The organism is Methylophilus sp. E2MeOHC9 (assembly GCF_058744375.1).
In genome coordinates this window covers 1,530,105-1,555,299 of the sequence record NZ_CP196024.1, presented here as the reverse complement: position 1 = coordinate 1,555,299, position 25,195 = coordinate 1,530,105, and the positions used below count along the sequence as shown (strand labels likewise).

General features: G+C 51.3%; 23 protein-coding genes. 8 read left to right on the top strand and 15 right to left on the bottom strand.

Translation table 11 applies throughout. The features are described from left to right. Positions 1–125: 125 nt before the first annotated feature. The 3 genes from ACSSVF_RS07475 to ada all read right to left on the bottom strand — a co-directional run bounded on the left by ACSSVF_RS07475 (position 126) and on the right by ada (position 2,916). A complete protein-coding gene (locus ACSSVF_RS07475; protein WP_492406280.1) occupies positions 126–1,118 on the bottom strand; it encodes a FecR domain-containing protein in 993 nt (330 codons plus the stop codon). Positions 1,119–1,132: 14 nt separating this feature from the next. Continuing rightward, positions 1,133–1,642, bottom strand: a complete 510-nt coding sequence (locus ACSSVF_RS07470) for a sigma-70 family RNA polymerase sigma factor (protein WP_492406279.1) — start codon at positions 1,640–1,642, stop codon at positions 1,133–1,135. 197 nt (positions 1,643–1,839) lie between these two features. Continuing rightward, on the bottom strand, positions 1,840–2,916 hold the full coding sequence (ada, locus tag ACSSVF_RS07465; RefSeq protein WP_492406278.1) for a bifunctional DNA-binding transcriptional regulator/O6-methylguanine-DNA methyltransferase Ada: 1,077 nt from the start codon (positions 2,914–2,916) through the stop codon (positions 1,840–1,842). A gap of 508 nt (positions 2,917–3,424) precedes the next feature. On the opposite strand from ada, the gene ACSSVF_RS07460 reads away from it, so the two are divergent. Next, entirely contained in the window at positions 3,425–6,388 is a 2,964-nt protein-coding gene (locus ACSSVF_RS07460) for a DUF6701 domain-containing protein (protein WP_492406277.1), read from the top strand. Positions 6,389–6,409: 21 nt separating this feature from the next. On the opposite strand, the gene ACSSVF_RS07455 is transcribed toward ACSSVF_RS07460, so the two are convergent. Further along, positions 6,410–7,333, bottom strand: a complete 924-nt coding sequence (locus ACSSVF_RS07455) for a LysR family transcriptional regulator (RefSeq protein WP_492406276.1) — start codon at positions 7,331–7,333, stop codon at positions 6,410–6,412. 117 nt (positions 7,334–7,450) lie between these two features. On the opposite strand from ACSSVF_RS07455, the gene ACSSVF_RS07450 reads away from it, so the two are divergent. Then, a complete protein-coding gene (locus ACSSVF_RS07450; RefSeq protein WP_492406275.1) occupies positions 7,451–7,705 on the top strand; it encodes a DUF2798 domain-containing protein in 255 nt (84 codons plus the stop codon). Positions 7,706–7,819: 114 nt separating this feature from the next. Here the strand turns inward: ACSSVF_RS07450 and ACSSVF_RS07445 are convergent, their stop codons facing one another. Beyond that, positions 7,820–8,473, bottom strand: a complete 654-nt coding sequence (locus ACSSVF_RS07445) for a Rossmann-fold NAD(P)-binding domain-containing protein (RefSeq protein WP_492406274.1) — start codon at positions 8,471–8,473, stop codon at positions 7,820–7,822. Between the two features lie 155 nt (positions 8,474–8,628). On the opposite strand from ACSSVF_RS07445, the gene ACSSVF_RS07440 reads away from it, so the two are divergent. From ACSSVF_RS07440 to bamJ, 4 genes are all read left to right on the top strand, one after another. Further along, complete coding sequence (locus ACSSVF_RS07440; protein WP_492406273.1) at positions 8,629–9,762, top strand: MFS transporter; 1,134 nt, start codon at positions 8,629–8,631, stop codon at positions 9,760–9,762. A gap of 199 nt (positions 9,763–9,961) precedes the next feature. Then, positions 9,962–10,249 (top strand): co-chaperone GroES, encoded by a 288-nt coding sequence (locus tag ACSSVF_RS07435; RefSeq protein ID WP_492406272.1) that lies wholly within the window; start codon positions 9,962–9,964, stop codon positions 10,247–10,249. Positions 10,250–10,430: 181 nt separating this feature from the next. After that, entirely contained in the window at positions 10,431–12,068 is a 1,638-nt protein-coding gene (gene groL / locus ACSSVF_RS07430; protein WP_379056743.1) for a chaperonin GroEL, read from the top strand. A gap of 214 nt (positions 12,069–12,282) precedes the next feature. After that, the gene (gene bamJ / locus ACSSVF_RS07425) at positions 12,283–12,897 is read left to right on the top strand and encodes a BamJ family beta-barrel-assembly machinery protein (RefSeq protein WP_492406271.1); all 615 of its coding nucleotides are present in this window, start codon (positions 12,283–12,285) and stop codon (positions 12,895–12,897) included. A gap of 75 nt (positions 12,898–12,972) precedes the next feature. On the opposite strand, the gene ACSSVF_RS07420 is transcribed toward bamJ, so the two are convergent. The 5 genes from ACSSVF_RS07420 to ACSSVF_RS07400 all read right to left on the bottom strand — a co-directional run bounded on the left by ACSSVF_RS07420 (position 12,973) and on the right by ACSSVF_RS07400 (position 16,523). Next, on the bottom strand, positions 12,973–13,929 hold the full coding sequence (locus ACSSVF_RS07420) for an SdiA-regulated domain-containing protein (protein WP_492406270.1): 957 nt from the start codon (positions 13,927–13,929) through the stop codon (positions 12,973–12,975). Positions 13,930–14,170: 241 nt separating this feature from the next. Next, positions 14,171–15,163: an NAD(P)H-dependent glycerol-3-phosphate dehydrogenase gene (locus ACSSVF_RS07415; protein WP_492406269.1), complete on the bottom strand. Its 993-nt coding sequence runs from the start codon at positions 15,161–15,163 to the stop codon at positions 14,171–14,173. Between the two features lie 57 nt (positions 15,164–15,220). Continuing rightward, positions 15,221–15,697, bottom strand: coding sequence for a protein-export chaperone SecB (secB, locus tag ACSSVF_RS07410; RefSeq protein WP_492406268.1), 477 nt, complete (start codon positions 15,695–15,697; stop codon positions 15,221–15,223). A gap of 109 nt (positions 15,698–15,806) precedes the next feature. Continuing rightward, positions 15,807–16,064: a glutaredoxin 3 gene (gene grxC, locus ACSSVF_RS07405; protein ID WP_492406267.1), complete on the bottom strand. Its 258-nt coding sequence runs from the start codon at positions 16,062–16,064 to the stop codon at positions 15,807–15,809. A gap of 48 nt (positions 16,065–16,112) precedes the next feature. Next, complete coding sequence (locus tag ACSSVF_RS07400; protein ID WP_492406266.1) at positions 16,113–16,523, bottom strand: rhodanese-like domain-containing protein; 411 nt, start codon at positions 16,521–16,523, stop codon at positions 16,113–16,115. Positions 16,524–16,656: 133 nt separating this feature from the next. Between ACSSVF_RS07400 and gpmI the strand changes: the two genes are divergently transcribed. Beyond that, positions 16,657–18,207, top strand: a complete 1,551-nt coding sequence (gpmI, locus tag ACSSVF_RS07395; RefSeq protein ID WP_492406265.1) for a 2,3-bisphosphoglycerate-independent phosphoglycerate mutase — start codon at positions 16,657–16,659, stop codon at positions 18,205–18,207. A gap of 12 nt (positions 18,208–18,219) precedes the next feature. Beyond that, positions 18,220–19,605 (top strand): murein hydrolase activator EnvC family protein, encoded by a 1,386-nt coding sequence (locus ACSSVF_RS07390; protein ID WP_492406264.1) that lies wholly within the window; start codon positions 18,220–18,222, stop codon positions 19,603–19,605. Positions 19,606–19,761: 156 nt separating this feature from the next. Here the strand turns inward: ACSSVF_RS07390 and ACSSVF_RS07385 are convergent, their stop codons facing one another. The 5 genes from ACSSVF_RS07385 to ACSSVF_RS07365 all read right to left on the bottom strand — a co-directional run bounded on the left by ACSSVF_RS07385 (position 19,762) and on the right by ACSSVF_RS07365 (position 25,048). After that, positions 19,762–20,034 (bottom strand): hypothetical protein, encoded by a 273-nt coding sequence (locus ACSSVF_RS07385; RefSeq protein WP_492406263.1) that lies wholly within the window; start codon positions 20,032–20,034, stop codon positions 19,762–19,764. Positions 20,035–20,097: 63 nt separating this feature from the next. Then, complete coding sequence (locus ACSSVF_RS07380; RefSeq protein WP_492406262.1) at positions 20,098–20,517, bottom strand: secondary thiamine-phosphate synthase enzyme YjbQ; 420 nt, start codon at positions 20,515–20,517, stop codon at positions 20,098–20,100. Positions 20,518–20,586: 69 nt separating this feature from the next. Beyond that, a complete protein-coding gene (locus ACSSVF_RS07375) occupies positions 20,587–21,111 on the bottom strand; it encodes a hypothetical protein (protein WP_492406261.1) in 525 nt (174 codons plus the stop codon). A gap of 86 nt (positions 21,112–21,197) precedes the next feature. Further along, positions 21,198–23,780 carry an ATP-dependent chaperone ClpB gene (clpB, locus tag ACSSVF_RS07370; RefSeq protein ID WP_492406260.1) on the bottom strand — a complete coding sequence of 861 codons (2,583 nt, stop codon included), beginning with the start codon at positions 23,778–23,780 and terminating at the stop codon, positions 21,198–21,200. A 104-nt stretch (positions 23,781–23,884) separates the two neighbouring features. Further along, positions 23,885–25,048, bottom strand: coding sequence for a sialidase family protein (locus tag ACSSVF_RS07365; RefSeq protein ID WP_492406325.1), 1,164 nt, complete (start codon positions 25,046–25,048; stop codon positions 23,885–23,887). Positions 25,049–25,195 lie beyond the last annotated feature (147 nt).

Sequence of the window (25,195 nt, the reverse complement as noted above, 5' to 3'; positions counted from 1 at the left end):
TTCACTCTCGACACCTTGCCAGCAAAAATCTATGTAATTACTGCTATGCCGAATGAAAAGTAAAAACCGGAAGTGAAATTGGAATTTTTTTGAAAAAATTTGAGAACAGGACGAGGCAGCCAACTTTAAGCTGGCGTGAGCGTTGTCCAGAAGCGTGTGAATCGCTTGACGCGTACAGGTAAAGTTTGCTCTACAGTATTGAGCACGGCTTCTATATCGCCGATGGGGAAAGAGCCGGAAATTTGCAGATCGGCCACGGCCGGGTCACAACGCAAGACGCCGGATTGATAGCGGGAAAGCTCATCGGCAAAGTCTTGCAGACGCATGGCGTAGACGACGACAAGGCCGTTTACCCAGGCTTTGTCTGTGGCTTTTAACCGGGTTTTGGCAAACACTTGCGTTTGGGTGAACACCAGAGATTCACCCGCGTTCACCCTTACTGGAGAATTAGGGTTATTCGCAGTACGCACATCGACCATGCTTTCAAATACGCTTACTTTCACCATATCCACTTTTGCATGGCCAGGCTGCTGTTGTTGCCATTCGCGCACGCTAAAGCGGGTGCCCAATGCGGTGACGCTGCCTTGTTGGGTGATGACGCTGAAAGGACGATAAACACGTGATTGCTCATGCGCGGTTTCAATCAATATTTCGCCGCGAACCAGCTCGATCATGCGAGCCGTGTCGCTGTAGACAATATTTATGGCGGAATCGGTATTGAGGTGCACGATGGTGCCATCGACCAGTTTGATTTGCCGCTGCTCGCCGACGCGGGTGCTGGCATCGGCCATGACGCCACGCCACGGCTGCTCGCGATAGCTGTAATAGCCTGCCCCGCTCACCGAGAGAACTAGCACTAATTGCTTGAGGATGCGGCGGCGCTCAGCAGAAGGTGGCGCTTGCAAGGTGGCAACCGCCAGCGCGCCTGGCACTTTGCCAAAGTATTGTTGTACCCGCTCGATTTGCTGCCAGGCACGCGTATGTTCTTCATCTGCTTCCAGCCATGATTGCCAGGCGGATTTTGCCTGCTCATCCATCTCGCCTGACAACCAGCGGGCATACCAGGCGCTGGCTTCCTGCATGGCTGGGGTGATGTGAGCGCTGAGGTCGGAACGCATCACTGATAAACCTATTATTCCTGTAACAACGCCATGCATTGCAGCATGGCCGTTGCCACATAAGTGCCCACCGTGCGGGTTGATACGCCTAGGCGGGTGGCGATTTCCTGATAGCTTGTGCCTTCAAGCTGGGCAAGCAGGAATGCCGTCCGCACCTTGGTGGGCAAACCATCCAGCATCATATCGAGGCGCACCAGTAGTTCGAGCATGAGCGCGCGTGATTCTGGTGACCCTACTTCATCCGGCATCATGTATGCCAGTGCTTCCAGGTAGGCGTGTTCCAGGTCACGGCGGCGGACGTGATCCACCAGCAGGCCATGGGCAATACGGCTTAAATACGCTCTGGGCTCATTTAAAACCGGCAACTCTGCTTTTAATAAAAGGTTGAGGAAAGTATCCTGCGCCAGATCAGCGGCGCCATTTTTGCAGCCTAGCCGTTTGTTGATCCACGCGCGCAACCAGATATGGTGCTCTTGATAAAGCACCCTGATCAAACCCTGTGAATCAGAAAATTGACTGGACATTTTGCACTCTGGATAACAACTCCGGTTTTATGCGCAATATCAATGCCAGTTAGCTAAATAATTGAATCAACAACAGTTTTCAAAAAGTCCTAGCAGACAAATTGGTTGTTTATAGCCAATCAACAACCAATTCACAACCATTTTTGTAATGGGATGGTGTTTAACCTTAACTCCTCGGAAACCATTTATGTTTCAGATTATGTTTCAGACTCCCGCTTGATCAGCGCCTGTTTACGTTGCACACCCCAGCGATAACCTGAAAGTGCGCCACTGAGCCTCACCACCCGATGGCAGGGTATCGCCACCGCCAAGGTATTCGCGGCACAGGCGCTGGCCACCGCACGCACTGCGTTAGGCATGCCGATGCGTTGGGCCAGTGCTGTATATGTCACCGTGGTGCCAGCAGGAATCTCGCGCAAAGCCTGCCAGACTCTTTGCTGAAATGCAGTGCCCTGAATATCCAAGGGTAAATCCAGCCCCAGCCTGGGCGCCTCAATAAACCCGATCACAGTGGCGACCAGTGATTCAAATGCCGCATCGCCACCGATGAGGTTGGCTTTTGGAAATCTGTCCTGCAACTCATGCAGTAATACCGCGGCATCATCACCGATTGAAATCGCGCATATGCCTTTATCGCTACTGGCCACCAATATATTCCCCAGCGAACATTCCGCCAACGCAAAGCGTATCGTGGTGTTGATACCGCCTTTGAGATATTGCGTGGGCTGCATGCCCAATGTATCGTTGGCCGCCTCATAAAAGCGGCTATTAGACGCATAGCCGGCGGCATAAATAGCCTCTGTCACGCTGGTATTTTCGGACAGTCTTGCACGCATGGTTTGCGCTCTGTGAGCCAAAGCATAGCCTTTGGGCGTTAATCCGGTGATAGCTTTAAATACGCGGTGAAAATGATAGGTGCTTAGCCCGGCGTGTGCGGCCAACTGCGCTAGCGTAGGCATGACTTCTGCCGTTTCTAATAAGCGACAAGCCAAGGCGACCTTGCCTGCATGCACTTCAGATAATGGCAGTTGTTCAGGTTTGCAGCGCTTGCATGGCCTAAAGCCGGCGTTTTCCGCCTCCGCTGCGCTGATATAAAAGGCCACATTTTCCGGGCGTGGCTGTCTGGCACCACAAGAAGGACGGCAGTAAACACCGGTTGTTTTCACTGCATAGAAAAATTGCCCATCGGCTTGTGGATTACGAGCCAATACCTGCTGCCAGCGAGGGTCGCCTATCACCATTTCTGCATTGTCACTCAGCGTTTGTTTCATCATCAACTCTTTAGCCTGTTCGGAATAAAATCAAGATACAGGAGAATCCAGCGCTGCACACTCTGACTCTTGCTTTTGAATTTCAGCAGAAAACCACCGTTTACAAAGATCTAAGCATTTATCCCGTTAACAATAAAGCGGCATCTGGCTATCTAAACTATATAAAGACAACTTTTCACAAAAAAAGCAGTCCATCCATTTATCCATCCGCATGGACGACATAATTGTTAAGTGACTCGACCCTGATGCTGTGCCGTCACTGTTCGCATTCAACCATTTCACTGGTTTAAAAGTCAGTAAAAGCATGACCAGGAATGCGTACCCAACATTTATTTTGCATCGTTTGCCCTCGCCTTAAATGTAAACAAATCACTAACATTATTTAAGTTATTGCCAACTTTACAAATACATGTAAATATATTTATGTAAATAAATTAATACATCAATGAGTTTCCCCGGCTCATTTTAAGATTGATCGGCAAATGGGTTTAGTTGCCATTGGAGATCGGATATGAAATATCTCGTTACTTCATTGCGTCGCCAAAAAGCATCTAAAAGCCCAACTTTTAGCTGGATTACCTCCCTAAGCCTATTTTTACTGCTGGCGTTTACCAGCACTGCCCATGCGCTTTACTCTTTCCCGGCCGCCCCTGGCGCGCCCATGCCACCTGGTTGCACCGGCAGTGCAGGCTCTTACACCTGCACTAACAATCTGAATATCCAGGACCATGTGCAGTTTCTGGATGCCGGCAATGTCACCGTCACGTTCAATAATTTGCTGACGATAGGCGGCTTTAACATTGGCAGTGCGACGCAACTGGCGAATGTCACCCTGGTGGCAAAGGGGCTGGTGACCATGTCTTTCCCCACGGTATATGCCAACATCAGCGCGGGCAACAACAGCATCGTTACCTCTGCAGCAGCATTTGTGAAAGGCAACCTGACGACCACTAACGGCAGTATTACAGTGTCGGGCACGGTGACCGGCAATGTCACGGCAAGCGGCTTGGGATCTGTGGTTTTATTATCCAATGCGGTCGTCAATGGCAATATTATCGGCGCGACCGGCCTGGTGACCCTGAACAGCAATGCGCTGGTTAACGGCAACATCTCCACCACGGTAGGCGCTGTCACCCTTTCAGGCGGCAACCAGATCGCATCCACGGTCAATTGCAGCGGCTGCTCATTGATTGTGAACGGGGCCAACAATGTGCTGGGTGCAGATGTCAGCGTCGGCAATGTGGTGGGGGCGCTTTCAAGCAACACGAGTTATAACGGCGCGATCATCGCCAACCTGTCATCCATCGTATTGGGCAGTGGCTCAACGGTGGCGGGTAATGTCACGGCGACTTCTACGGGATTAGGCGTTTCGTATATCTCTGCCTTTCAAACCGTGATCAACGGGACAGTCACAGCCACCTCGCAAGTGTCTTCGCAATTGTTTTTGTATTCGGGGTCCGTCGTGAATGGCGCCGTTGATATGTCCAATAACGGCGCTTTGCTGGCGGCGGTGACTACCAATGTGTTTGTGGATAGCTCATCTGCGATCAACAATGCGGTCACTGTCACCGGCGTGATCGATAACTGGGGAAAGATCGCCGGCTGCGCCAGGACGACCTCCAGTTATATCTGGGCGATTGTGATGGAATATAACTCTACGACGACCGGGGTGTGTTGTTTCAATGGTAGTAAATGCTCGACCAGCTCGTGCGTTTCAAACCTGTGGGGTTACAAAGTGAATGGCTGCTCGACACCCGCCAACAATTTCACCTGCATAGACCCCTCGATCTCCAATACCAACGCGGCCAGCGGGCATTTATTTACCCAGGTGGCCAACACGGTATTCAATGCCGATGTGGTGGCACTGAATGCCGACAGCACCGTCAACACCACTTATGTTTCCAAAGGCGATAATAACAAAACGGTGACCTTGAAATTTATGGATTGTGGCGACCCCAGCATATTGGTCAACCAGACCTGCAGCGGCAGCATGGCAGAAATCACCACACAAAACGTGACCTTTACCAGCACAGATAGTGGCCGGAAAACCATTTCAACCACCATTACCAATGCTTATAAAAACATTCGCTGCCAGGTGACAGATAACAACGCTAACAACCCCACTTCGCGCTCAACTGATAATTTTGCAGTCAGGCCAAGTGCCTTCACCAGTGTCACTTCCAATGCCAATGCAGATCCGCTGCTAGGCCTGAATGTCACCGCCAGCCCGGCCATCAAAGCAGGGAGTGTATTTAGCTTAACGGCCAGCACCGGGCTTTCAAACTACACCGGCACGCCCAAGATTGATATCACCAGGCTAGTCGCGCATGTCGGGGCAGTGAATACCGGCCTGCTTGCAGGGGCATTTACCACTGCGGCCAATGGCAGTGCCAGCGGTAGCAATTTCACCTACAGCGAAATTGGTTACTTCCGCTTTGACCCATATGCCGTATATGACGACACATTCACCCAGGTGGATGCAAGTAGCGGTGATTGCGCGATGGGATTTTTACCGATGGGTACCCTGAATGCATGTGCTTTTGGCTATGTGCCCTTAAGCCCTTATTACTACGGCAGGTTTGTCCCAGACCATTTTTCAGTCACGCCCGGCGCCAGTGTGACGCAAGCTTGCGGTGCATTTACCTATTATGGTCAAGGCACGGCAACGACTCCTGGGCTAACCACCCCGTTTATCCTGACCGCCAAGAATGCCGCCGGGAACACCACGCAAAACTACATTGGTTCACCCGCCTTTCTGCTGACAGACTGGAGTAAATACCAGTTCTCAGCCACGCCGCTCAATGGCGCCGCCTTAAGCAGCGGCCTGGCGGTCCCGGCAGTGACAGGAAACTGGGTCCAAGGGGTAGCCAACATTGTCGCCACGCATTCCCTTTCGCGCCCAGGCTCGGCAGTCAGCCCGCAAATCATCACCCTGTCGGCGCAACCACAATATGTGGATGCAGGCGTAACCATTTCTTCGACCCAAACGACCTTATCATCCAATGTGACTTATTTATATGGCCGCTTGAATGTGCAAAGTGCACACGGCTCAGAATTACTCGCGCTGCCTCTTCAGATTGAAGCGCAATATTGGAACGGCAGTGCCTATGTCAGAAGCGCAGGTGACAATTGCACCGCGGTGCCTTTGTCCAGCATCGCCCTGAAAAACTATAAAGGCAATCTGTCTGCATGCGAAACTTACCTGTCTGGCAGCGCCACCATGAGCAATGGCAAATTAGGCTTGAAGTTAACCGCGCCAGGGGTCGGTAGTGATAGCAGGCCTAACACCGGCAGCGTGGATATTGCGGTGAACCTGGGCACCCTCACGCCGGGCGACCAAACTTGCCTGAGCAGCTCAGCCACATCTGCAACAGCCGGCATACTCTCGCCCTGGTTTGGCATCACCGCCCCCAATGCGCGTGCCACATTTGGTATTTATAAAACCCCGGTGATTTATATGCGTGAAAGTTTTTAACCGCTTGCAGACGCAATGGATTTACAAGGCCTGGGGTATTGCGCTGACTAGGTAATCCACAAATGCCCTGACTTTATTGGTGATCGCATGCTTGTCACGAAAACAGGCATAGAATTCCAGCGGGACCGTATCCGATCGAACTGCATTTCCGCTGGCGGCGGATGGCTGAAATAACGCTATCAACGCACCCCGCTGGATATCCTGATTGGCAATAAAAGTGGCCAAGCGCGTAATGCCCGCGCCTTCCAATACCAGTCGATGCAGCGAATCGATGTCATTACAAATAATGCTCGGCTTGATCTCAGGTTCATAACGGACGCCATCCCGCACAAATGCCCAGCTAAACAGTCGCCCATCTACTGGCATACGGAACATCAGGCAGTCGTGGGCGGATAAATCCTCAGGCGTTTTCGGCATGCCTTTTCGTTGCAGATAGTCAGGAGAGGCGCAATAGACAACAGGGGCGGTTGCAATCTTCCTGGCGACCAGGCCAGGCTCCAGTTGCTCTTTAAACCGGATACTCACATCAATATCTTCAGTGATATGCTCCAGGCTCCGGTCCGATAACACGACCTCAATCGACAACTTGGGGAAATTGCGCGCAAACAGCGGGATCAGCGGCATCAGGATATGCCGCCCAAACGCAACGGAAACACCTACCCTTAATCGGCCCTGGGGCTGCCCGTGAAATTCAGTCACCGCAGACTGTGCCCGCGCAAGCCCTTCAATCAGGTGCGCCACTTCTGCGTAATACAGCTCACCGCTTTCTGTCATGGCCAGATTACGCGTGGTGCGTATCAGCAAGCGGGTGCCTAGTGATTTTTCCAGACGCTGGATATTCTGGCTGGCCGCCGCTGCAGTGATCCCTTGCAAGCGGGCACCCGCCGCAATACTCCCGGCCTGTACCGCCTTGACGAAACTCTCAATGCTACGCAGTGTATCCATTTCACTATCGATTAGTTAACCCATTCGATAGTTTAACTTTAAGATGATTCAAGAATCAACCCTCTACCCGACCAGTGGCAATGCGAATAAAGTGACGCTTCAATATGGAGGCTAAAAATGATCAAACCACAACCCAATGCACGCAGAATCCCAAAAAGGTTTACGCCTTATGTGTTTGCGTTTTTCATGGCTGGCATCATGGCTTTTCTAATGTCCATGGTCATTGTAGGTGCAAATAGCGGGGTCCACAGCGGCTATTTACTGCGCGTCGTGCATGCCTATGCACTGGCTATGCCGGTGGCATTTTTTTGTGTGCTGATCGTCAGGCCACTCGTGATGCATCTGGTCTCAGCATTGGTTCATATCGATTAAAGATGACAGATCGCTATCGTTTGCAACCTGCAACGGTAGCGATCCGCCAAACTACTTTTGACTATCACGCAACAGCCTGCCTTTGGAATGACTGAAACATGGCATACCAGCCAATTACGCAGTAAAACTTTGAATGTCGCCAGACAACAATACTCGCTTGCCATGAGAATTCGGGACTTCCGAGACCAATGCCAGGGCGATTTTACTTGCCTCAACCGCTTTGTAATTCATTGGCAATAATGGGTTTAACAGCTTGCTTATCCATAGTCCTAATTTCTCACCCGAACGGGCAGGCTGATTCAGCTTTTCCCTGTCGCCTATGATGAATGACGGCCTGGCAATGACCAGCGATTCAAGTTTCAAACTGGATAATGCGTCTTCAAGCTCGCCTTTGACACGATTATAAAAAATCGATGCCTTGGCGTTAGCGCCCATGGCACTGACAACACCCAGGCGTGTTGCACCCGAGGCTAACCCAGCATGCGCAACGGCCAGATTTGCCTCGAAGTCAACCGCTCGAAATGCCGCCTGACTACCCGCCTGTTTGATGGTGGTGCCTAGCGCCAGGTAGATTTCATCCAGCGGCGGCAAAGGTGGAATAGCGTTGAAATCCACCACATGCGTCGTTAACTTGGGGTGTGGCACCTCTAAAGGACGCCTGCTCAATACATGCACTTCGACTACGGAACTATCCTGCAATAAATACGCCAATAGTGAGGAGCCTACCAGCCCCGATGCACCGGCCAGAACGATTCGACGATTTGCCATGTTGCTGTCTCCTGGAATAAATCTGCTCCTGAAATCATTTATACACGTTTGCTGTATATCATGAGTGCCCGTGATGCCGAGTGTAGGTTAAAAGCCACTCAACTCAAAACCAGTTCACTCTAAAGCAGTCTGCTAAACTTTGATACAGGAAACAAATGCCCGCTTTAAATAGTAACGCCGCGAGACTAGCCACCAGGCTCGCCTTTTTTGTGGGTGGATTTGGCCTCTCTTGCTGGGCACCTTTAATTCCCTTTATGCGAGCGCAGCTGCATTTGGATGCCGGCGTATTAGGCACATTATTGTTATGTCTGGGACTAGGCTCAGTGTCTGCCATGGTGGTTACCGGCGCCATCAGTGCGCGTTTTGGTAGCCGCGCCATCATCATCCTGAGTGGCTTCTCGCTTGCCATAACCGTCATGCTACTGCCGGTTGCTGAAAGCACCCTGCAACTCGCTATGACCTTATTGTTTTTTGGCGCATCGCTAGGCTCACTGGATGTCTCCATGAACCTGCATGCGGTCGAGGTTGAGAAAGCCTCCCAGCGTTCGTTGATGTCCGGCTTTCATGCCATGTTCAGTGTGGGTGGCTTTGCCGGTTCGGCCATCATGACCTTGATGTTAAGTTTGCATATGAGCACGTTCAGCAGTGCATCGGTCTCTGCCATTTTACTAGCGATATTAATGGTGCTCACCTGGCCACGCCTGGCGCAAACGCCCAAAGGTGAGCATGGGCAGCTATTCTCCATCCCCAGAGGCATCGTACTCATTCTCGCATTGTTGACCGGCATTGCATTCCTGGTCGAAGGCGCCATGCTGGACTGGAGTGCCTTGCTGATCACCGATGCAGGCTTGGTACCCACTGCGCAAGGCGGCCTGCCTTATATCGTGTTCTCCATTGCCATGCTGACAGGCCGTTTTATGGGAGACGGACTGAGCAACCGCTTAGGTGATCGCACGCTTTTGTTATGGGGTGGTAGCATCGCCGTGCTGGGAATGTTTATCGCCGTGCATGCAAGCTCAACGCTGGCCGCATTGAGCGGGTTTCTCCTGATTGGCGCAGGCGCTTCGAATACCGCCCCCATATTATTCAGGCTGGCAGGTGCGCAAACCGAGATGCCTACCGGCCTGGCGGTAGCGGCCATCTCCACCGTCGGCTATTCGGGCGTATTGCTCGGCCCGGCCTTGATCGGGTTTGTCGCACAACACATCGGACTGCCTAATGCATTTATCATGCTGGCATTACTACTGGGTTTGGTGCCTGTTTGTTCATTCCTGATTACTAAAAAGTAACTTCTGAAGATTATTCACATCGCCGCTGTGTAAACCATAACAACTACAACATTTTTTCATTTCCATCTTGAAAATAAGGTTTAGTGTCCCAAATTAGCAATCAGGGTGCGCGAGTGCTAAAATGCGCGCTGTAACTCTATTTTGTTATTTTTATTAAAACTCTTCCCAAATAAACCTTTAGGAATACAAGGAGATATTCATGAGTATTCGTCCATTGCACGATCGAGTGATCGTTAAACGCGCCGCTGAAGAGCGCACAACCGCTTCTGGCATCGTGATTCCAGATAGCGCCACTGAAAAACCTGATCAAGGAGTTGTGCAAGCCGTTGGTAACGGTAAAAAAGATGACAACGGCAAAGCGATTCCGTTGGACGTTAAAGTCGGCGACAAAGTGTTGTTCGGCAAATACTCTGGTCAAGCAGTTAAAGTCGACGGCGAAGAGCTGTTGGTGATGCGCGAAGAAGATATTCTGGCAGTTGTTGAGTAAGCCTGACTGATTGCAACGGGCAATAGCTGCGTTGCATAAAGCCGTTTTGGCTTGCTGTACTTGATGTACTGTCTACGCCAAATCCGTTTTATGCACTTTGCACTCACCCCGCTTCAACATGTCACGTTTGAGACAATATCTAGTAAACCTTATTGAACATTCAAAATTCAGGAGAATTTAAATGGCAGCTAAAGACGTAAGATTTGGTGATGACGTTCGCCAAAAAATGGTTAACGGTGTCAACGTATTGGCGAATGCAGTACGCGTGACTTTGGGCCCTAAAGGCCGTAATGTGGTGTTGGAGCGTTCTTTCGGCGCGCCTACTATCACTAAAGATGGTGTTTCTGTAGCCAAAGAAATCGAATTGAAAGACAAATTCGAAAATATGGGCGCACAGATGGTAAAAGAAGTAGCTTCTAAAACCAATGACATCGCTGGTGACGGTACGACTACTGCAACAGTGTTGGCACAAGCGATCATTCGCGAAGGCATGAAATCTGTTGCTGCTGGCATGAACCCGATGGACTTGAAGCGCGGTATCGACAAAGCGGTTGAAGCGGCTGTTGCCAACCTGGCAGAGCAATCAAAACCCTGTACGACCAGCAAGGAAATCGCCCAGGTTGGTGCTATTTCTGCGAACTCTGATACCTCAGTTGGCCAGATCATTGCCGATGCAATGGACAAAGTGGGTAAAGAAGGCGTGATCACTGTTGAAGACGGTTCAGGCCTGACCAATGAATTAGATGTAGTTGAAGGTATGCAGTTTGACCGCGGTTACCTGTCTCCTTACTTCATCAACAATCCAGAGCGTCAAATTGCGTTGCTGGACAATCCTTTCGTGTTATTGCACGACAAAAAAATCTCCAACATCCGTGACCTGCTGCCAACACTGGAGCAAGTAGCTAAAGCCGGCCGTCCATTGCTGATCATTTCAGAAGATGTAGATGGTGAAGCATTGGCAACCCTGGTTGTAAACAACATCCGCGGCATCCTGAAAACCACGGCTGTAAAAGCACCTGGTTTCGGTGACCGTCGTAAAGCCATGTTGGAAGACATTGCTGTGTTGACCGGTGGTACCGTGATTTCTGAAGAAGTTGGCCTGAAACTGGAAAGCGTACAGCTGACTGACCTTGGCCAGGCGAAACGCATCGAAGTGGGTAAAGAAAACACCATCATCATCGACGGCGCTGGCAACGAAGAAACTATCAAAGCCCGTATCGGCCAGATCAAAACACAAATCGAAGAAGCTTCTAGCGACTACGACCGTGAAAAATTGCAAGAGCGCGTAGCCAAACTGGCTGGTGGTGTTGCAGTGATCAAGGTTGGCGCGACGACTGAAATCGAAATGAAAGAGAAAAAAGCCCGCGTGGAAGATGCATTGCACGCAACACGTGCTGCGGTTGAAGAAGGTATCGTAGCTGGTGGTGGCGTAGCGCTGATCCGTGCCCGTGATGCGATTGCTAAAGTAAAAGGTGAGAACCTGGACCAGGAAGCAGGCGTGAAAATCGTTCTGCGTGCGGTTGAAGAGCCATTGCGCCAGATCACACAAAACGCTGGTGTCGAGCCATCTGTAGTCGTGAACAACGTAGCGGCTGGTAAAGGCAACTACGGTTACAACGCTGCTAACGAAACTTACGGCGACATGATTGAAATGGGTATTCTGGACCCAACTAAAGTGACCCGTTCTGCATTGCAGAATGCCGCTTCTGTCGCTGGCTTGATGCTGACGACTGATTGCATGGTTGCTGAGTTGCCTAAAGAAGATGCGCCAGCGATGCCGGATATGGGTGGTATGGGCGGCATGGGCGGTATGATGTAATTTTTGCTACGTCAAAGCGTTTATTGCTGCGTTGCTTATCCTTGTCGTACTAGATGTACTGCCTGCGGATAAGCGCCTTGCACTAACCGCTTTAACTTGCAAAAATGCCCTATGCATCATTTTTAAAACAGAACCCGCTTTCGCGGGTTTTGTCTTATTTAACAAAATAATCTCTAAGACTAGTCAACAATCTTAAAATCTCGAAAGAACTTTAATGACCATTGAATTAAAAACCCTGACGCAACGCCTGAGCTACATCGTGGGTGAAAACCTCGCCCATCAGCTCAGAAACGACAACCTGGAACTGGATGCTGACGTGGTTGCACTGGCGGTGCGTGATGTGATGACAGACCAGCCATCGCGTTTGTCGAATGAAGAAAAGCAGAGTGCGGTTGAGCAGGTGCAGAAAGAAGCACAGGCTAAACAAGCAGCAGCACAAGAAAAAAACAAGGCCGCTGGCGTTGCTTACCTGGCTGAGAACGCTAAAAAAGATGGCGTGATCACCACTGACAGCGGCTTGCAGTATAAAGCGCTGGTGACTGGCGACGGCGCAACACCTGCACCTAGTGATAGAGTCAAAGTGCATTACAAAGGCACGCTGATCGATGGCACCGTATTTGATAGTTCTTATGACCGTGGTGAGCCTATTGTTTTCCCGGTGACTGGTGTGATTTCTGGCTGGGTGGAAGGTTTGCAGTTGATGCAAGTCGGCAGCAAATTTGAGCTGACCATCCCTTCTGAACTGGCTTACGGCGCAAACGGTAGTGGCCCGGTGATCGGTCCGGATGCGACCCTGGTATTTGAAGTTGAGTTACTGGGTATTGAATAAGCTTCTACCCTCGTTACAAAATCCGTGCGTTAAAAAACCCGCTAAGCGGGTTTTTTAGTTTTGAGTACACGCGATTCAGGTATGACTCGCATGTGTTTTTGGCTTAAACACATAGAACAGGTTAGGCTCACTCACGATGTAGATATTGCCTTCATCATCAATCGAAACTCCTTCAGCTTGCGGGACACTTTCATGCAAGCCATGGAAGCCCTTCCACAATGCCAATGACCCCAGGGTTTGCCCCGCTTCGTTAAACTGCTTGAGCAATTTGGATTCATCACTGAGCAGAAAGAAATGGCCAGTGCGCTCGTGATAAGTGACTGAGGACAAATCCCTCAATGCCCATTTTAATGCCGGATCAAACTGCCGCATGCGCTGCACTTCAATCTGGCTCTGTTTGCTTTCATCCGGCTCATACAAACCGGTCACCGACATCACATACTTGGGGTCACGCTCTTTAACCACGATCAGCCGGTGATGCACACTGTCGTAGGTCACCCCTTCAAAATTCTTGTTGCCGCGTTCATTCATGCCAAACTGCAACAATTTGGCGTCTTTGATCGAAATCTCACGCGTGTCCGCTTTGATTTGCAGCAGCCACAACTTGCTTTCGCGCTCATCGGCCACGACATAATAATCCTTCTCCAGATGCGAGATGCCTTCAAGGTCATCCGTGCCATGCACCTGAATCTCACGAATCGGGTCACCATTCAGGCTAAATTCGACGATCAGGCCCTTGTCATTGAGTACGGTGAACAAAGTACCCGTCTCATGGTTAAAGGCCAGGCCAGAAGCATTCTTGTAGTCAGCCAGAGGCTTGCCTTCAATGGCGACCTCATAATCTGACAGATCCAGGCCATGATGCGCCTGATGCTTGAACTGGTGCCAGACATGCCAGGCCAGCGCTTCAGCTTTCAGGACATATAAGGTGGAGACGATGGTCGCAATGACGGCAAAGCTAAAACCTGCTTTTAACAACTTCTTTTTACTAAACTGCAAAATAATCTTCTCATTCATTTGAGCTAATAACATGACTGCTCTCACTAAGTATAGTTCCTAGTGTTATAGGTCATTTACATGACATGCGTACGACATCGACTATATCTGGTTGCGCTGGTCGCTTTAACATAGATGACAGCGCGCACTGCACAGGGCTGAATAGATTACTTCAGAGGGAGTTATTAAAAGTGACTCTTGTCGCGAGACATTTCACTTCTGGCATTAGCAATCTCACAACACAGCCTGATTAAGATCAGGCCAGATACTCATTCTGCTAAACAGACTCTTGACGCTGACCACGACCCAGCAAGGCACTGACTGCATCCTGTGCTGTTTTCTGATTGGTCAGCAATTGATTCACTTCGTAGGTAATGGGCATTTCCACCTGGATCACCTCGGCGCGGCGCATGACTTCCCGCGCGGTGTTGACGCCTTCGGCCACATGGCCCAAGCCTGCCAGTATGCTTTCCAGCGACTTGCCTGAGGCCAGTTGCAGGCCCACTTCACGGTTACGCGAATATTGGCCGGTACAAGTCAGGATCAAATCCCCCGCCCCTGCCAGTCCCATAAAGGTTTCTGCTTTAGCGCCCAATGCCATGCCGAAGCGGGTGATTTCCGCCAGGCCACGCGTGATCATGGCAGCACGCGCATTGTTGCCAAAGCCCATGCCATCAGAAATCCCGGCGGCAATCGCCATCACATTTTTCACCGCACCACCGACTGAAGCGCCGATGACATCGGTGCTGTTATACACCCGCAAACAGCTGCCATGTATCAATTGTGCCGCCTGTTGCGCTAATTCTTTATGGTTAGCCGCCAGCGTGATCGCCGTCGGCAAGCCGCGCACCAGTTCAGCCGCAAAACTGGGGCCGCTTAATACGCCCCATGGATACTCGCTGCCCAGCTCTTCCTGCGCAACTTCAAACGGCAGTTTTGCCGTCTGCGGTTCCAGCCCTTTATTGGCCCAGATAAAAGGCTGGCTAATGCCTAACGCTTTCAGCTGTTGCAGAATCGGGCGAAAACCAGCAGTGGGCACCACAGAAAGAATCAGGTCTGCGCCGGCAACAGCAGTCGCCAGGTCATCTTCAACCGTGAGTTTTTCAGGGAAAGGGAATTCACCCAGATACAGCGGGTTGGCACGCGCCTTACGCATGCCGGAGACATGGCCACTGTTACGCGCCCACAACACGACGTCGTGCTGCAAGGCTATATGCATGGCAAGTGCGGTGCCCCAGGCACCTGCACCCAAAACGGCGACTTTACTCATTGATATTTATCCAGAAAAAGTAAGTCACCAGTGACTTACTTTTTTGCTTAAATAAAATTAGTTAGGCGCGCCAGCGGCTTGTGCAGCCTGCTGTTGCTGTTGCAGGTACAACGCTTCAAAGTTGATCGGGTTCAACAATACTGGCATGAAACCGGCACGTGTCACCATATCGGAAATCGCTTCACGGGCATAAGGGAACAAGATGTTAGGACAAGCCACTGACAAGATAGGCTCGATATTTTCTTGTGGCACATTGCGGATAGCAAAAATACCGGACTGGTTCACTTCTACCAGGAATGCAGTTTTGTCTTCAATTTTAGCAGTCACTGTGACTTTGATAGACACATTGAAAATGCCGTCTTGCACTTGCTCAACCGCATTGCCCAGCTCCACATTGATCTGCGGAGTAGTACGCTCTGTAAAAATAGCCGGTGCATTAGGCACTTCGATTGACGCATCATGCACGTACAGTTTTTCAATACTGAAAACTGGGCCTGCGTTCTGTTCTGCTTGGTTTTGTGGTTCCTGAGCCATGAATCTATCCTTGTAATATCAATACGCAAAAGCCGCTATTCTAACTGCTCAACCACGGCCTGACTATGTGTTTTTTGTGACGGGTTACAACCGGGTTTTGATCCAGGCTTTAAGCCGCCAGCAGCGGGTCTAATCCGCCCTGCACATCCAGCGCATGCAAATCATCAAAGCCGCCGACATGGCGTTCGCCTATATAGATTTGCGGCACGGTACGGCGACCGGTTTTTTCCATCATTTCTGCGCGCAACTCAGGCTGGATATCTATGCGGATTTTTTCAATCTCGGTCACGCCTTTATTGCGCAACAAGCGCTCGGCATTGATGCAATAAGGGCAGACTGCCGAGGTATACATCACTACTTTTGCCATGATTACCTTTCTAACTTCACTTTTTTGCCAAAACGCATTAGTTTGCTATTACTTGCTGAGAGGCATTTTCGCCTCTGACCAGGCCTGCATGCCACCGTTTAACTGGTGCAATGCGGTAAATTGCTGACCTTTCAGTATTTTTGCAGCGGAGCGCGTACGGTTACCACGTTCGCATACCAGCAACACCGGTTTATCCTTGAATTTTTCCAGCTCTTTAATACGCGTCGCCAATTCAGCCAACGGCACATTACGCGCGCCTTGCAAGTGGCCTTGCTTGAATTCGTCAGTTTCCCGCACATCCAGCACCAGCAATTGCTTGCGGCTCATCAGCATCACGGCTTCAGTCGCTGACACCAGCGTACTACCTGCCGCAGAGCGGCTGAACATGGGCACCAGCAATGCCAGGCCAGAGCCGATAGCCAGCCCGATTAATAATACGTTTTCTTTAAAGAATTCCACTTGATCTTTTACCTGTCTATGTTGTCGAACCCGCTGTCAGCATCAGCCTTTGGTATGCGCCGCCTGCGGTTGCGATTATAATAGCCTAATTCATGAATCCGACGCCCCGTCACCACTTTTAAAGTTGTTAGCCATGTCAATCAAACCTGTTATTTTGCTGATTCTGGATGGTTTTGGTCATAGTGAAACCCCCGAACATAACGCTGTATTACAAGCCAGTACGCCCAACCTCGATCACCTGAAAACTCATTACCCGCATGGTCTGATCAACGCCTCTGAGCACTATGTCGGCCTGCCTGATGGGCAAATGGGTAACTCTGAAGTGGGTCATTTGAATATTGGGGCGGGACGTATCGTTTTTCAAGACTTTGAACGCATTAACAATAGCATCAGCAGCGGCGAGTTCTTTAAACTGCCTGCGCTGGTCCATGCCATGCAAATGCTGAAAGCACACGACAAGGCATTGCATATTCTTGGCCTGCTGTCTGATGGCGGCGTGCACAGTTATCAGCCGCATATCCATGCACTGGTCGAGCTGGCCAAACAGCAAGGCCTGAGCAAAGTTTATATCCATGCCTTCCTCGATGGGCGTGACACGCCGCCAAAAAGCGCGCAACCTTACCTTGAAGCACTGGAAAAACAGCTGCAAGCGATCGGTGTGGGCAAGGTTGCCACAGTGGGTGGCCGTTTTTACGGCATGGATAGAGATAAACGCTGGGAACGCGTTTCAGTCGCCTATGAGTTACTGGTGAATGGCACTGCCGAGTATGTGGCACCGGATAGCCTGACCGCATTGCAACAGGCTTATGCGCGCGATGAAAGCGATGAGTTTGTGAAATGCACGGCCATACATGCGGCAGATGCTGCGCCAGTGCGTATGGAAGATGGTGACGCGCTGGTATTCATGAACTTTAGGAGTGACCGTGCCCGCCAACTCACCGATGCCCTGCTCAACCCGGCATTTGACGGGTTTGCGCGTAGCCGTGTGCCAGTGTTTAGCCACTACCTGACCCTCACGCAATACGATAAAAACCAGCGTCTGGCGCAGCCAATTTTTGCGCCTTTCACCGTGCCTAACACCTTTGGCGAGTACGTTGCCAACCTTGGTCTCAAACAATTGAGGATTGCCGAAACAGAAAAATATCCTCATGTGACATTCTTCTTCAACGGTGGTGAAGAAACCGTTTTTGCCGGCGAAGACCGCATCCTGGTGCCCTCCCCTAAAGTCGCCACTTATGACCTGCAACCGGAAATGAGCGCATATGAGCTGACCGATAAACTGGTGGCAGCGATCGAATCCCAACAATACCAGGCAGTGATTTGTAATTATGCCAATGGCGATATGGTCGGCCACACCGGCAATCTGCAAGCAGCGATCAAAGCCGTGGAAACACTGGATACCTGCGTAGGCAGAGTGGTCGCAGCCGCACAAAAAAGCGGCGCCGAGGTGATCATCACAGCTGACCATGGCAATGCAGAAAGCATGTTTGACCATGACAGCGCCCAGGCCCATACGCAACATACCACCAACCTGGTGCCTTTCATTTATGTGGGCCGTGCCGGTAAGGTGAATGCTGACGGTGCACTGTCTGATATCGCCCCCACATTACTGACCTTGATGGGCGTGCCTAAACCGGTTGAAATGACAGGCGAGAGCCTGGTCACACTCAATGAAGCGGCTTAACGCTATTGGTGCATGCCTGATACCACATTGCTAAACCTTATTTTGCGCAAATGTTTAATAGCGGCAGGGCTGTATGCCTTGCTTGCCGCCGGGTCACTGACGGCGATGGCGGCAGCTAACGACAAAGCAGATGCTGCCAAAGGCGATCTCGAACAGGTTAAAGAAAAAATACAGCAACTGGCGAATGCGATCAAGGCTTCCCAACTGGCCAGGCAAGACGCCAATGAAGCCCTAAAAGCGTCAGAAACGGCCATCAGTGCCTCGCGTAAAAAGCTGCGTGATATCCAGGATGCGCAGCAGGAAAACCGTGGCAAGCTGCAAGATTTACAGAAGCAGATGTCACTGCTACAGCGACAGGTCAACCAGCAACACCAATCCCTCAGCCAGCAGCTTAACCAGCAATACCGGCACGGCAATAACAGCCCGTTGCAGATGCTGTTACAGCAGCAGGACCCGGCGAACACCACCCGCAACCTTAAATACCTTGGTTACCTGACAGCTGCACATCAGGAACAAATACAAACATTGCAGGATAACCGCGATGCCATAGAGCGCGTGCGCACGGCGACCACCGAACAATTGCATGAAACTGACCGGCTGGCGACACAATACAGCGACACTACGCATAAACTGGTCAATGAGAAATCAAAGCGCGCCGAAGTGTTGACCCAGCTTTCCAAGCAGATCGAGACTCAGGAGCAGCAGCTGGTTCGCCTGAAGAAGGATGAAGAAGCTTTATCCAAACTGTTCCAGAGACTGGCCGCCGAAGCTAAAAAGCGTGAGCAGGAAGCCATCGCCAGAGCCAAGCGTGAAAAAGAAGCGGCTGCCAAACGCCTGGCCGAACAGGCACGCAAGAAAAAATCCAGTGGCCGCACCTCTGAGCATTCAGCCCAAACCAGGGTAGACGGGCAAGGTAAAGACGACGCCGAGACTGAGTCTCAAAGCAGTTCAGTCGTCGCCAAGAATGACACCCTGCCTGAATACAATGCCTTAAAGGAAAACTTCGCCCAACTGCGTGGCCGGTTGCGGTTGCCGGTGCGTGGCGAAGTCATCAATCGTTTCGGCAGCGCGCGTGCAGAAACCGGCGTCAGCTGGAAAGGCCTGTTTATCCGCGCCAAAGAAGGTAGCGAAGTGAAGTCTGTTGCTGGTGGCCAGGTGGTGTTTGCGGACTGGATGCGCGGCTTTGGTAATTTGATCGTGGTCGATCATGGCAACGGTTATATGAGCCTGTATGGCAATAACGAAGCGCTATACAAATCGTCGGGCCAACCGGTAAAAAGCGGCGATACCATCGCGGCAGTGGGCAATAGCGGCGGTAATGCCGAGAATGGTGTGTATTATGAATTACGTCGTAACAGCATCCCGTTTGACCCGCTGCAATGGAGTTCGGTTAAATAACAGCTCTGGTTTAAGCCGCTACGCTGGCTTAAATAACAACTCATAGCCAACCATGCAAAAAAGCGCAGTGAACTGCGCTTTTTTTATGCTGCCTGCTTGCACAAGGCTAGCTTGCAGGCAGGTAGAGAGGTGATAACCTACTCTGCTTTTTGCACCTTATTCAGCAGGAATTTCTGGCTGTGGCGTATTGGCGCGCGCGGCTTCCAACTGTTTTTCCAATTCTTCCTTGGATACAGTAATACCAGGCACACGCTCATCTGCTGCTGGCTCGTAACCGCCACCTGCAGCAGGCTTCGCAGCAGCGGGCGCATCTGTTGCAGCAGCTTCTGCGGCCGGGGCTGTGGTTTCTGGTGCAGGGGCTTCTTCTTTACCGCAAGCCACTAAACCCAAAGCTAAAAAAAATGTTAGCAAGTAAGTATTCCATCTCATAAATTTCTCCTTTTATTACTTCTGATTATCGTTAAAAAACATTGGTATCGTAAAACAACTGGCTTATTCGCCAATCACATGCATCAACACCCGCCGACGGGCTGGTTGATGTCTATGTTCAAACAGGAAAATACCCTGCCATTGCCCCAGCGCCACCTTGCCGTTTATCACAGGGATAGACAAGCTGGTTTGCGTTAAGGCCGTCCTCACGTGTGCCGGCATATCATCCGGCCCTTCCACGGTGTGTATAAATAACGCATCACCATCCGGGGCTAACCGGTTAAAAAAAGCTTCCAGATCCACCAGCACATCGCGATCATAGTTTTCATTAATCAGCAGGCTGGCAGAAGTATGCTGTATGTATAAGGTCAGCAAACCGCTCTGTATAGCCAACTCTTCTACCCACTGCGCCACTTGCGGTGTAATGTCGTACAGGCGTCGTCCTTGCGCATTGATATTCAGTGTTTCGTGGCTCTGTCTCATGCCTGTTTTCCGCTACAAAATCTTGATAAATAACTTAGTTAGGCTCAAAGCCAGAGTCAAATGGCCGTCCTACCAATAACGCCAACCCATACCGCCGCCCCAGTACGGACGATAACCCCATGGGCCGCCATAATAACCAGGGCCATAGAACCATGGATCCATGCTACGCAGGCGGGCTGAATCACGCTCACGTTTCAAGCGGGTTTCTGCCTCCACACGTGCTTTTTCACGTTTGTTGATTTCATCGGCGATAGCATTTTGCTGTGCCAGGGCATTGGCTTGCTGCATATAGTCCAGCACGCCTTTTGAAATACCTTTTTGATGCCAGCTCAACACCTCTGAAGGCGTCAGTGAGTAGCGGGACTGTGACTGTTTGATTGCTTCGATAATCTCGGCATCTGATTTGCCTTTTTTACTCTGGCTGACAATCTCATCCAGGCTCAGGGTGGATTGTGCAGGCGGGAGCAAAGCAGCCAACTGTTCGGGCGAAATTCTTTCAATCTGCACTGGCTGCTGCGGTTGCGTAGCACAACCCGCCAGCACGCCCAGCACAGCGACTGCCAACACTAAACGCAAATATTTAAATTGATTCATGATAATTCCATTCTAACCCGCAAAAAGAATAGGGCCATAATGATTATGACCCTATTGAACGACGATGGTTCGCCGTCAGGCAACCATCAGGCCTTATTAAACACCATTCTGCCAGACTCGAAACCCACGCGTATCGTATCTTTAGCCGCAAAATGTCCGGCGAGAATCTCTTTCGCCAACGGATTCTCAATCTCGCTTTGTATCGCCCGTTTCAATGGTCGCGCACCGTAAACCGGGTCAAACCCGGCATTGGCGATCTCAGCCAGCGCTGCATCACTGACCTCCAGGTGCATTTCCATGGCGGCCACGCGTTTAGCCAGCAATTGCAACTGGATGTTGGCAATAGACCTGACATGCGCCTCACCCAACGAGTGGAACACAATCACTTCGTCTATACGGTTGATAAACTCCGGCCGGAAGTGTGCTTTCACCTCGCCCATCACTGCCAGTTTAACGACCTGGTAATCCTGGTCAGCCATGCTTTGTATCATCTGGCTGCCCAGATTGGAGGTCATGATGATCACGGTATTCTTGAAGTCTACCGTACGGCCCTGGCCATCGGTCAACCTACCATCATCCAATACTTGCAACAGCACGTTAAACACATCCGGATGCGCTTTCTCTACTTCGTCCAGCAAGATCACTGAATAAGGTTTGCGACGCACAGCCTCAGTCAGTGTGCCGCCTTCTTCATAGCCTACGTAGCCGGGCGGCGCGCCAATCAGGCGAGAGACGGAATGCTTCTCCATAAACTCACTCATATCAATGCGGATCAGGTGCTCTTCGCTATCGAACAAGAAACCCGCCAAGGCTTTACAGAGCTCGGTTTTACCCACGCCAGTCGGGCCCAAAAACAAAAAGCTGCCATACGGCCGGTTAGGGTCGCTCAAACCACTGCGTGAACGGCGGATCGCATCTGATACCAGGCGCACAGCTTCATCCTGGCCGACCACGCGGTCATGCAGTTTATCTTCCATGCGCAGCAGTTTTTCGCGCTCGCCAGTCATCATTTTGCTGACCGGGATACCGGTAGCACGGCTGACCACTTCCGCAATTTCGTCAGCGCCGACTTCGGTACGCAACATTTTATGTTTCACCGCCGGCAGTGCTTCATTGCCTGAGTCGTGTTTCAGTTGCGCTTCCAGTTGCGGCAATTTGCCATACTGTAATTCCGACACGCGCTGCCAGTCACCCTTACGGGTCGCGGCTTCCATATCCAGTTTGACTTTTTCTATCGCCTCTTTGACTCCGGCAGAGCCCTGCACTGCTGCTTTTTCGGCCTTCCAGATCTCTTCCAGGTCGGCATACTCCTTCTCCAGCCGGTCGATTTCATCTTCAATCAGGGTAAAGCGTTTCTGGCTGGCTTCATCTTTTTCACGGCGCACCGCTTCGCGCTCGATCTTGAGCTGGATCAAGCGCCGGTCCAGTTTGTCCATCACTTCCGGTTTGGAGTCGATTTCCATCTTGATACGCGAGGCTGCCTCGTCTATCAGGTCAATGGCCTTGTCCGGCAAAAAACGGTCTGTGATATAGCGATTAGATAATTCTGCCGCGGCAACGATGGCCGGGTCAGTGATTTCCACGCCGTGGTGCAGCTCATATTTTTCCTGCAAGCCACGCAAAATGGCAATGGTCGCCTCCACAGAAGGCTCATCGACCAGCACCTTCTGGAAACGGCGCTCCAGAGCAGCATCTTTCTCTATATATTTGCGGTACTCATCCAGCGTAGTGGCGCCGACACAGTGCAACTCGCCACGGGCCAACGCCGGTTTCAGCATATTGCCCGCATCCATCGCACCCTCAGATTTACCGGCGCCGACCATGGTGTGGATTTCATCGATAAAGACGATGGTCTGGCCTTCATCCTGCGCCAGCTCTTTCAACACCGATTTCAGGCGCTCTTCAAATTCGCCGCGGTATTTGGCGCCCGCCAGCAAGGCAGCCATATCCAGGCTGAGTACTTTTTTGTTTTTGAGGGAGTCCGGCACTTCGCCATTGACGATACGCTGCGCCAGCCCTTCAACAATGGCGGTTTTACCGACACCAGGCTCACCGATCAGGACCGGGTTGTTTTTGGTACGGCGCTGCAATACCTGGATGGCACGACGGATCTCGTCATCACGGCCAATCACAGGATCCAGCTTGCCAGCACGGGCGCGCTCGGTCAGGTCCATGGTGAATTTCTTCAGGGCTTCGCGCTGGCCTTCTGCTTCCTGGCTGTTCACTGAATCATTACCGCGCACCGCTTTAATAGCTTGTTCCAGCACCGTCTTGTTGACGCCATGCTGCTTGAGCAAGCGACCGGTTTCGCCTTTGTCTTCAGCCAGCGCCAGCAAAAACATTTCGCTGGCAATATAAGTATCGCCATTTTTCTGGGCGAATTTATCGGTGACATTGAGCAGATTATTGAGGTCGCGCGAAATCGTGACTTCGCCACTGTTTTCGCTGACTTTAGGTAGCGCATCTACCGCCTGTTGCAGGCTGGTTTTCAAGGCAGGCACTTGCGCACCGGCGCGCGACAGCAACGCAGCCACGCCGCTATCGTCCTGATACAACATGGACAATAACAAATGGGGCGCTTCTATGGTTGGTTGGTCGGCACCCACCGCCATGCTTTGCGCATCAGCGAGTGCCTGTTGGAATCTGGTAGTGAGCTTATCAAAACGCACGGTAAACCCTTTCACACGAAAGTCATGCCGCGGACTGCGGCGGGATAACCCTATAATGCGGCGGGTTTTTACGTTTTCAATAGCGCCAGATCAAACTTGCCTCATTATTGTGGTGCAAACGGCACCAGCAACAGCCCTTTTTCTACACTGTTCACCGCCAGTAGCGCTTGTCCGCGCACGTTTAGCCATTGCGGGTAATCGAGCTTGCCTGCGCTGTGCACGGCAACTGTAGGCAAGCCCCAGGTTTTGCCGCCATCCAGTGAAGCCATGGTCAAAATCTCCATGCCTTCGCTGCTGCGCTCCTGCCAGGCCAGCCACACCTTGTCGCCCACGCTCAACAAAGCAGGGTGCCCGGCATTCTTTTTAGGGTCGCCAATGCGTCTGGGCGGCGTTGTCACCCACGCTTGCCCATCCATGCGCACCAGGCGCAGCCCCGGCTTATCACCGGCGCCGTCAAAATAGGAAAGGTGGTAGCCAAAGCCCTCGCCCACTGCCAGTGCGGCACCGTGGTGTGGACAGCCATCGATCTTCCAGCGGCCATGACTGGCACGTACAATCGCTGGCTTGACCGATTTACCCGCACCTGGCCGGTTGATTTCGGCCATGGCATGGTCGCGCTCACTGCCGGCGAACACATGTCGCCACAAGACGGCAACCGTGCCATCGGCCTTGCTGGTCATGGCGATGCGGCAGCACTCACAACTGCTGTCGGCCAGTTTCTTCTCACTGGCAAAACTTTTACCCTGGTCGGTGGAAACAGCGTAATAGATGGCAGCGCCATCATAAGGCTTTCCTGCCGCTTTGGCCGCCAGTAGATCACGCTTATCGACCCAGGCAACAGTGATTGCACCATCGGGGGAAACCTGCAATGCATCAAATCGATGCGTGATCTCTGCCCTGTCCTGATGCACGATATAAGGTGTTTCAAAACTTTTGCCACCATCCACCGAGCGGGCGAACCAGATGTAACCGGCAAAAGGTTTTTTAAGCGATTCAGTCCAACTCAGGTAGATGTTGCCATTGCTGGAAATCGCAATTTTAGGCCTGGCCTCGGCATCTGCGGCCACTTTCATCGGCGTAGAGTTGACGGCGATTTCGGCACTGAAATGTTGCCCTGCATCTACGCTACTAGACACCCAGACCTGCCCTTTACTGGCACGCGCTTGCCATATCCGGCCATCGTCATCTGTAGCCAGGCTAACCGCCAAATTGGCCGCACCTTGCTCAACATGTGCTTCATGCGCATTTACCTGTGACAAAAAAACCATGCAACAGACAGAAATCAACCCGTTAATCAGCCATTTCACCGCTTAAAACCCTTACTTAAATATATTTAAACAAATAATTCTTTACAAACAACAAAGCTGCTAAAGTTAGGGTGTCAAAAGCCGTTAACCCAAATAACTGGACGAATG

Excerpts from the sequence above, each read along its gene's own strand:
- ACSSVF_RS07450 (WP_492406275.1), top strand. The coding sequence starts at position 7,451 with ATGATCAAACCACAACCCAATGCACGCAGAATCCCAAAAAGGTTTACG.
- ACSSVF_RS07420 (WP_492406270.1), bottom strand. The coding sequence starts at position 13,929 with ATGTTATTAGCTCAAATGAATGAGAAGATTATTTTGCAGTTTAGTAAA.
- ACSSVF_RS07415 (WP_492406269.1), bottom strand. The coding sequence starts at position 15,163 with ATGAGTAAAGTCGCCGTTTTGGGTGCAGGTGCCTGGGGCACCGCACTT.
- gpmI (WP_492406265.1), top strand. The coding sequence starts at position 16,657 with ATGTCAATCAAACCTGTTATTTTGCTGATTCTGGATGGTTTTGGTCAT.
- ACSSVF_RS07390 (WP_492406264.1), top strand. The coding sequence starts at position 18,220 with ATGCCTGATACCACATTGCTAAACCTTATTTTGCGCAAATGTTTAATA.
- ACSSVF_RS07380 (WP_492406262.1), bottom strand. The coding sequence starts at position 20,517 with ATGAGACAGAGCCACGAAACACTGAATATCAATGCGCAAGGACGACGC.
- ACSSVF_RS07455 (WP_492406276.1), bottom strand. The coding sequence starts at position 7,333 with ATGGATACACTGCGTAGCATTGAGAGTTTCGTCAAGGCGGTACAGGCC.
- bamJ (WP_492406271.1), top strand. The coding sequence starts at position 12,283 with ATGACCATTGAATTAAAAACCCTGACGCAACGCCTGAGCTACATCGTG.
- ACSSVF_RS07460 (WP_492406277.1), top strand. The coding sequence starts at position 3,425 with ATGAAATATCTCGTTACTTCATTGCGTCGCCAAAAAGCATCTAAAAGC.
- ACSSVF_RS07440 (WP_492406273.1), top strand. The coding sequence starts at position 8,629 with ATGCCCGCTTTAAATAGTAACGCCGCGAGACTAGCCACCAGGCTCGCC.
- ACSSVF_RS07445 (WP_492406274.1), bottom strand. The coding sequence starts at position 8,473 with ATGGCAAATCGTCGAATCGTTCTGGCCGGTGCATCGGGGCTGGTAGGC.
- ACSSVF_RS07470 (WP_492406279.1), bottom strand. The coding sequence starts at position 1,642 with ATGTCCAGTCAATTTTCTGATTCACAGGGTTTGATCAGGGTGCTTTAT.
- ACSSVF_RS07385 (WP_492406263.1), bottom strand. The coding sequence starts at position 20,034 with ATGAGATGGAATACTTACTTGCTAACATTTTTTTTAGCTTTGGGTTTA.
- ada (WP_492406278.1), bottom strand. The coding sequence starts at position 2,916 with ATGATGAAACAAACGCTGAGTGACAATGCAGAAATGGTGATAGGCGAC.
- ACSSVF_RS07365 (WP_492406325.1), bottom strand. The coding sequence starts at position 25,048 with ATGGTTTTTTTGTCACAGGTAAATGCGCATGAAGCACATGTTGAGCAA.
- secB (WP_492406268.1), bottom strand. The coding sequence starts at position 15,697 with ATGGCTCAGGAACCACAAAACCAAGCAGAACAGAACGCAGGCCCAGTT.
- ACSSVF_RS07375 (WP_492406261.1), bottom strand. The coding sequence starts at position 21,111 with ATGAATCAATTTAAATATTTGCGTTTAGTGTTGGCAGTCGCTGTGCTG.
- grxC (WP_492406267.1), bottom strand. The coding sequence starts at position 16,064 with ATGGCAAAAGTAGTGATGTATACCTCGGCAGTCTGCCCTTATTGCATC.
- ACSSVF_RS07475 (WP_492406280.1), bottom strand. The coding sequence starts at position 1,118 with ATGCGTTCCGACCTCAGCGCTCACATCACCCCAGCCATGCAGGAAGCC.
- ACSSVF_RS07435 (WP_492406272.1), top strand. The coding sequence starts at position 9,962 with ATGAGTATTCGTCCATTGCACGATCGAGTGATCGTTAAACGCGCCGCT.
- groL (WP_379056743.1), top strand. The coding sequence starts at position 10,431 with ATGGCAGCTAAAGACGTAAGATTTGGTGATGACGTTCGCCAAAAAATG.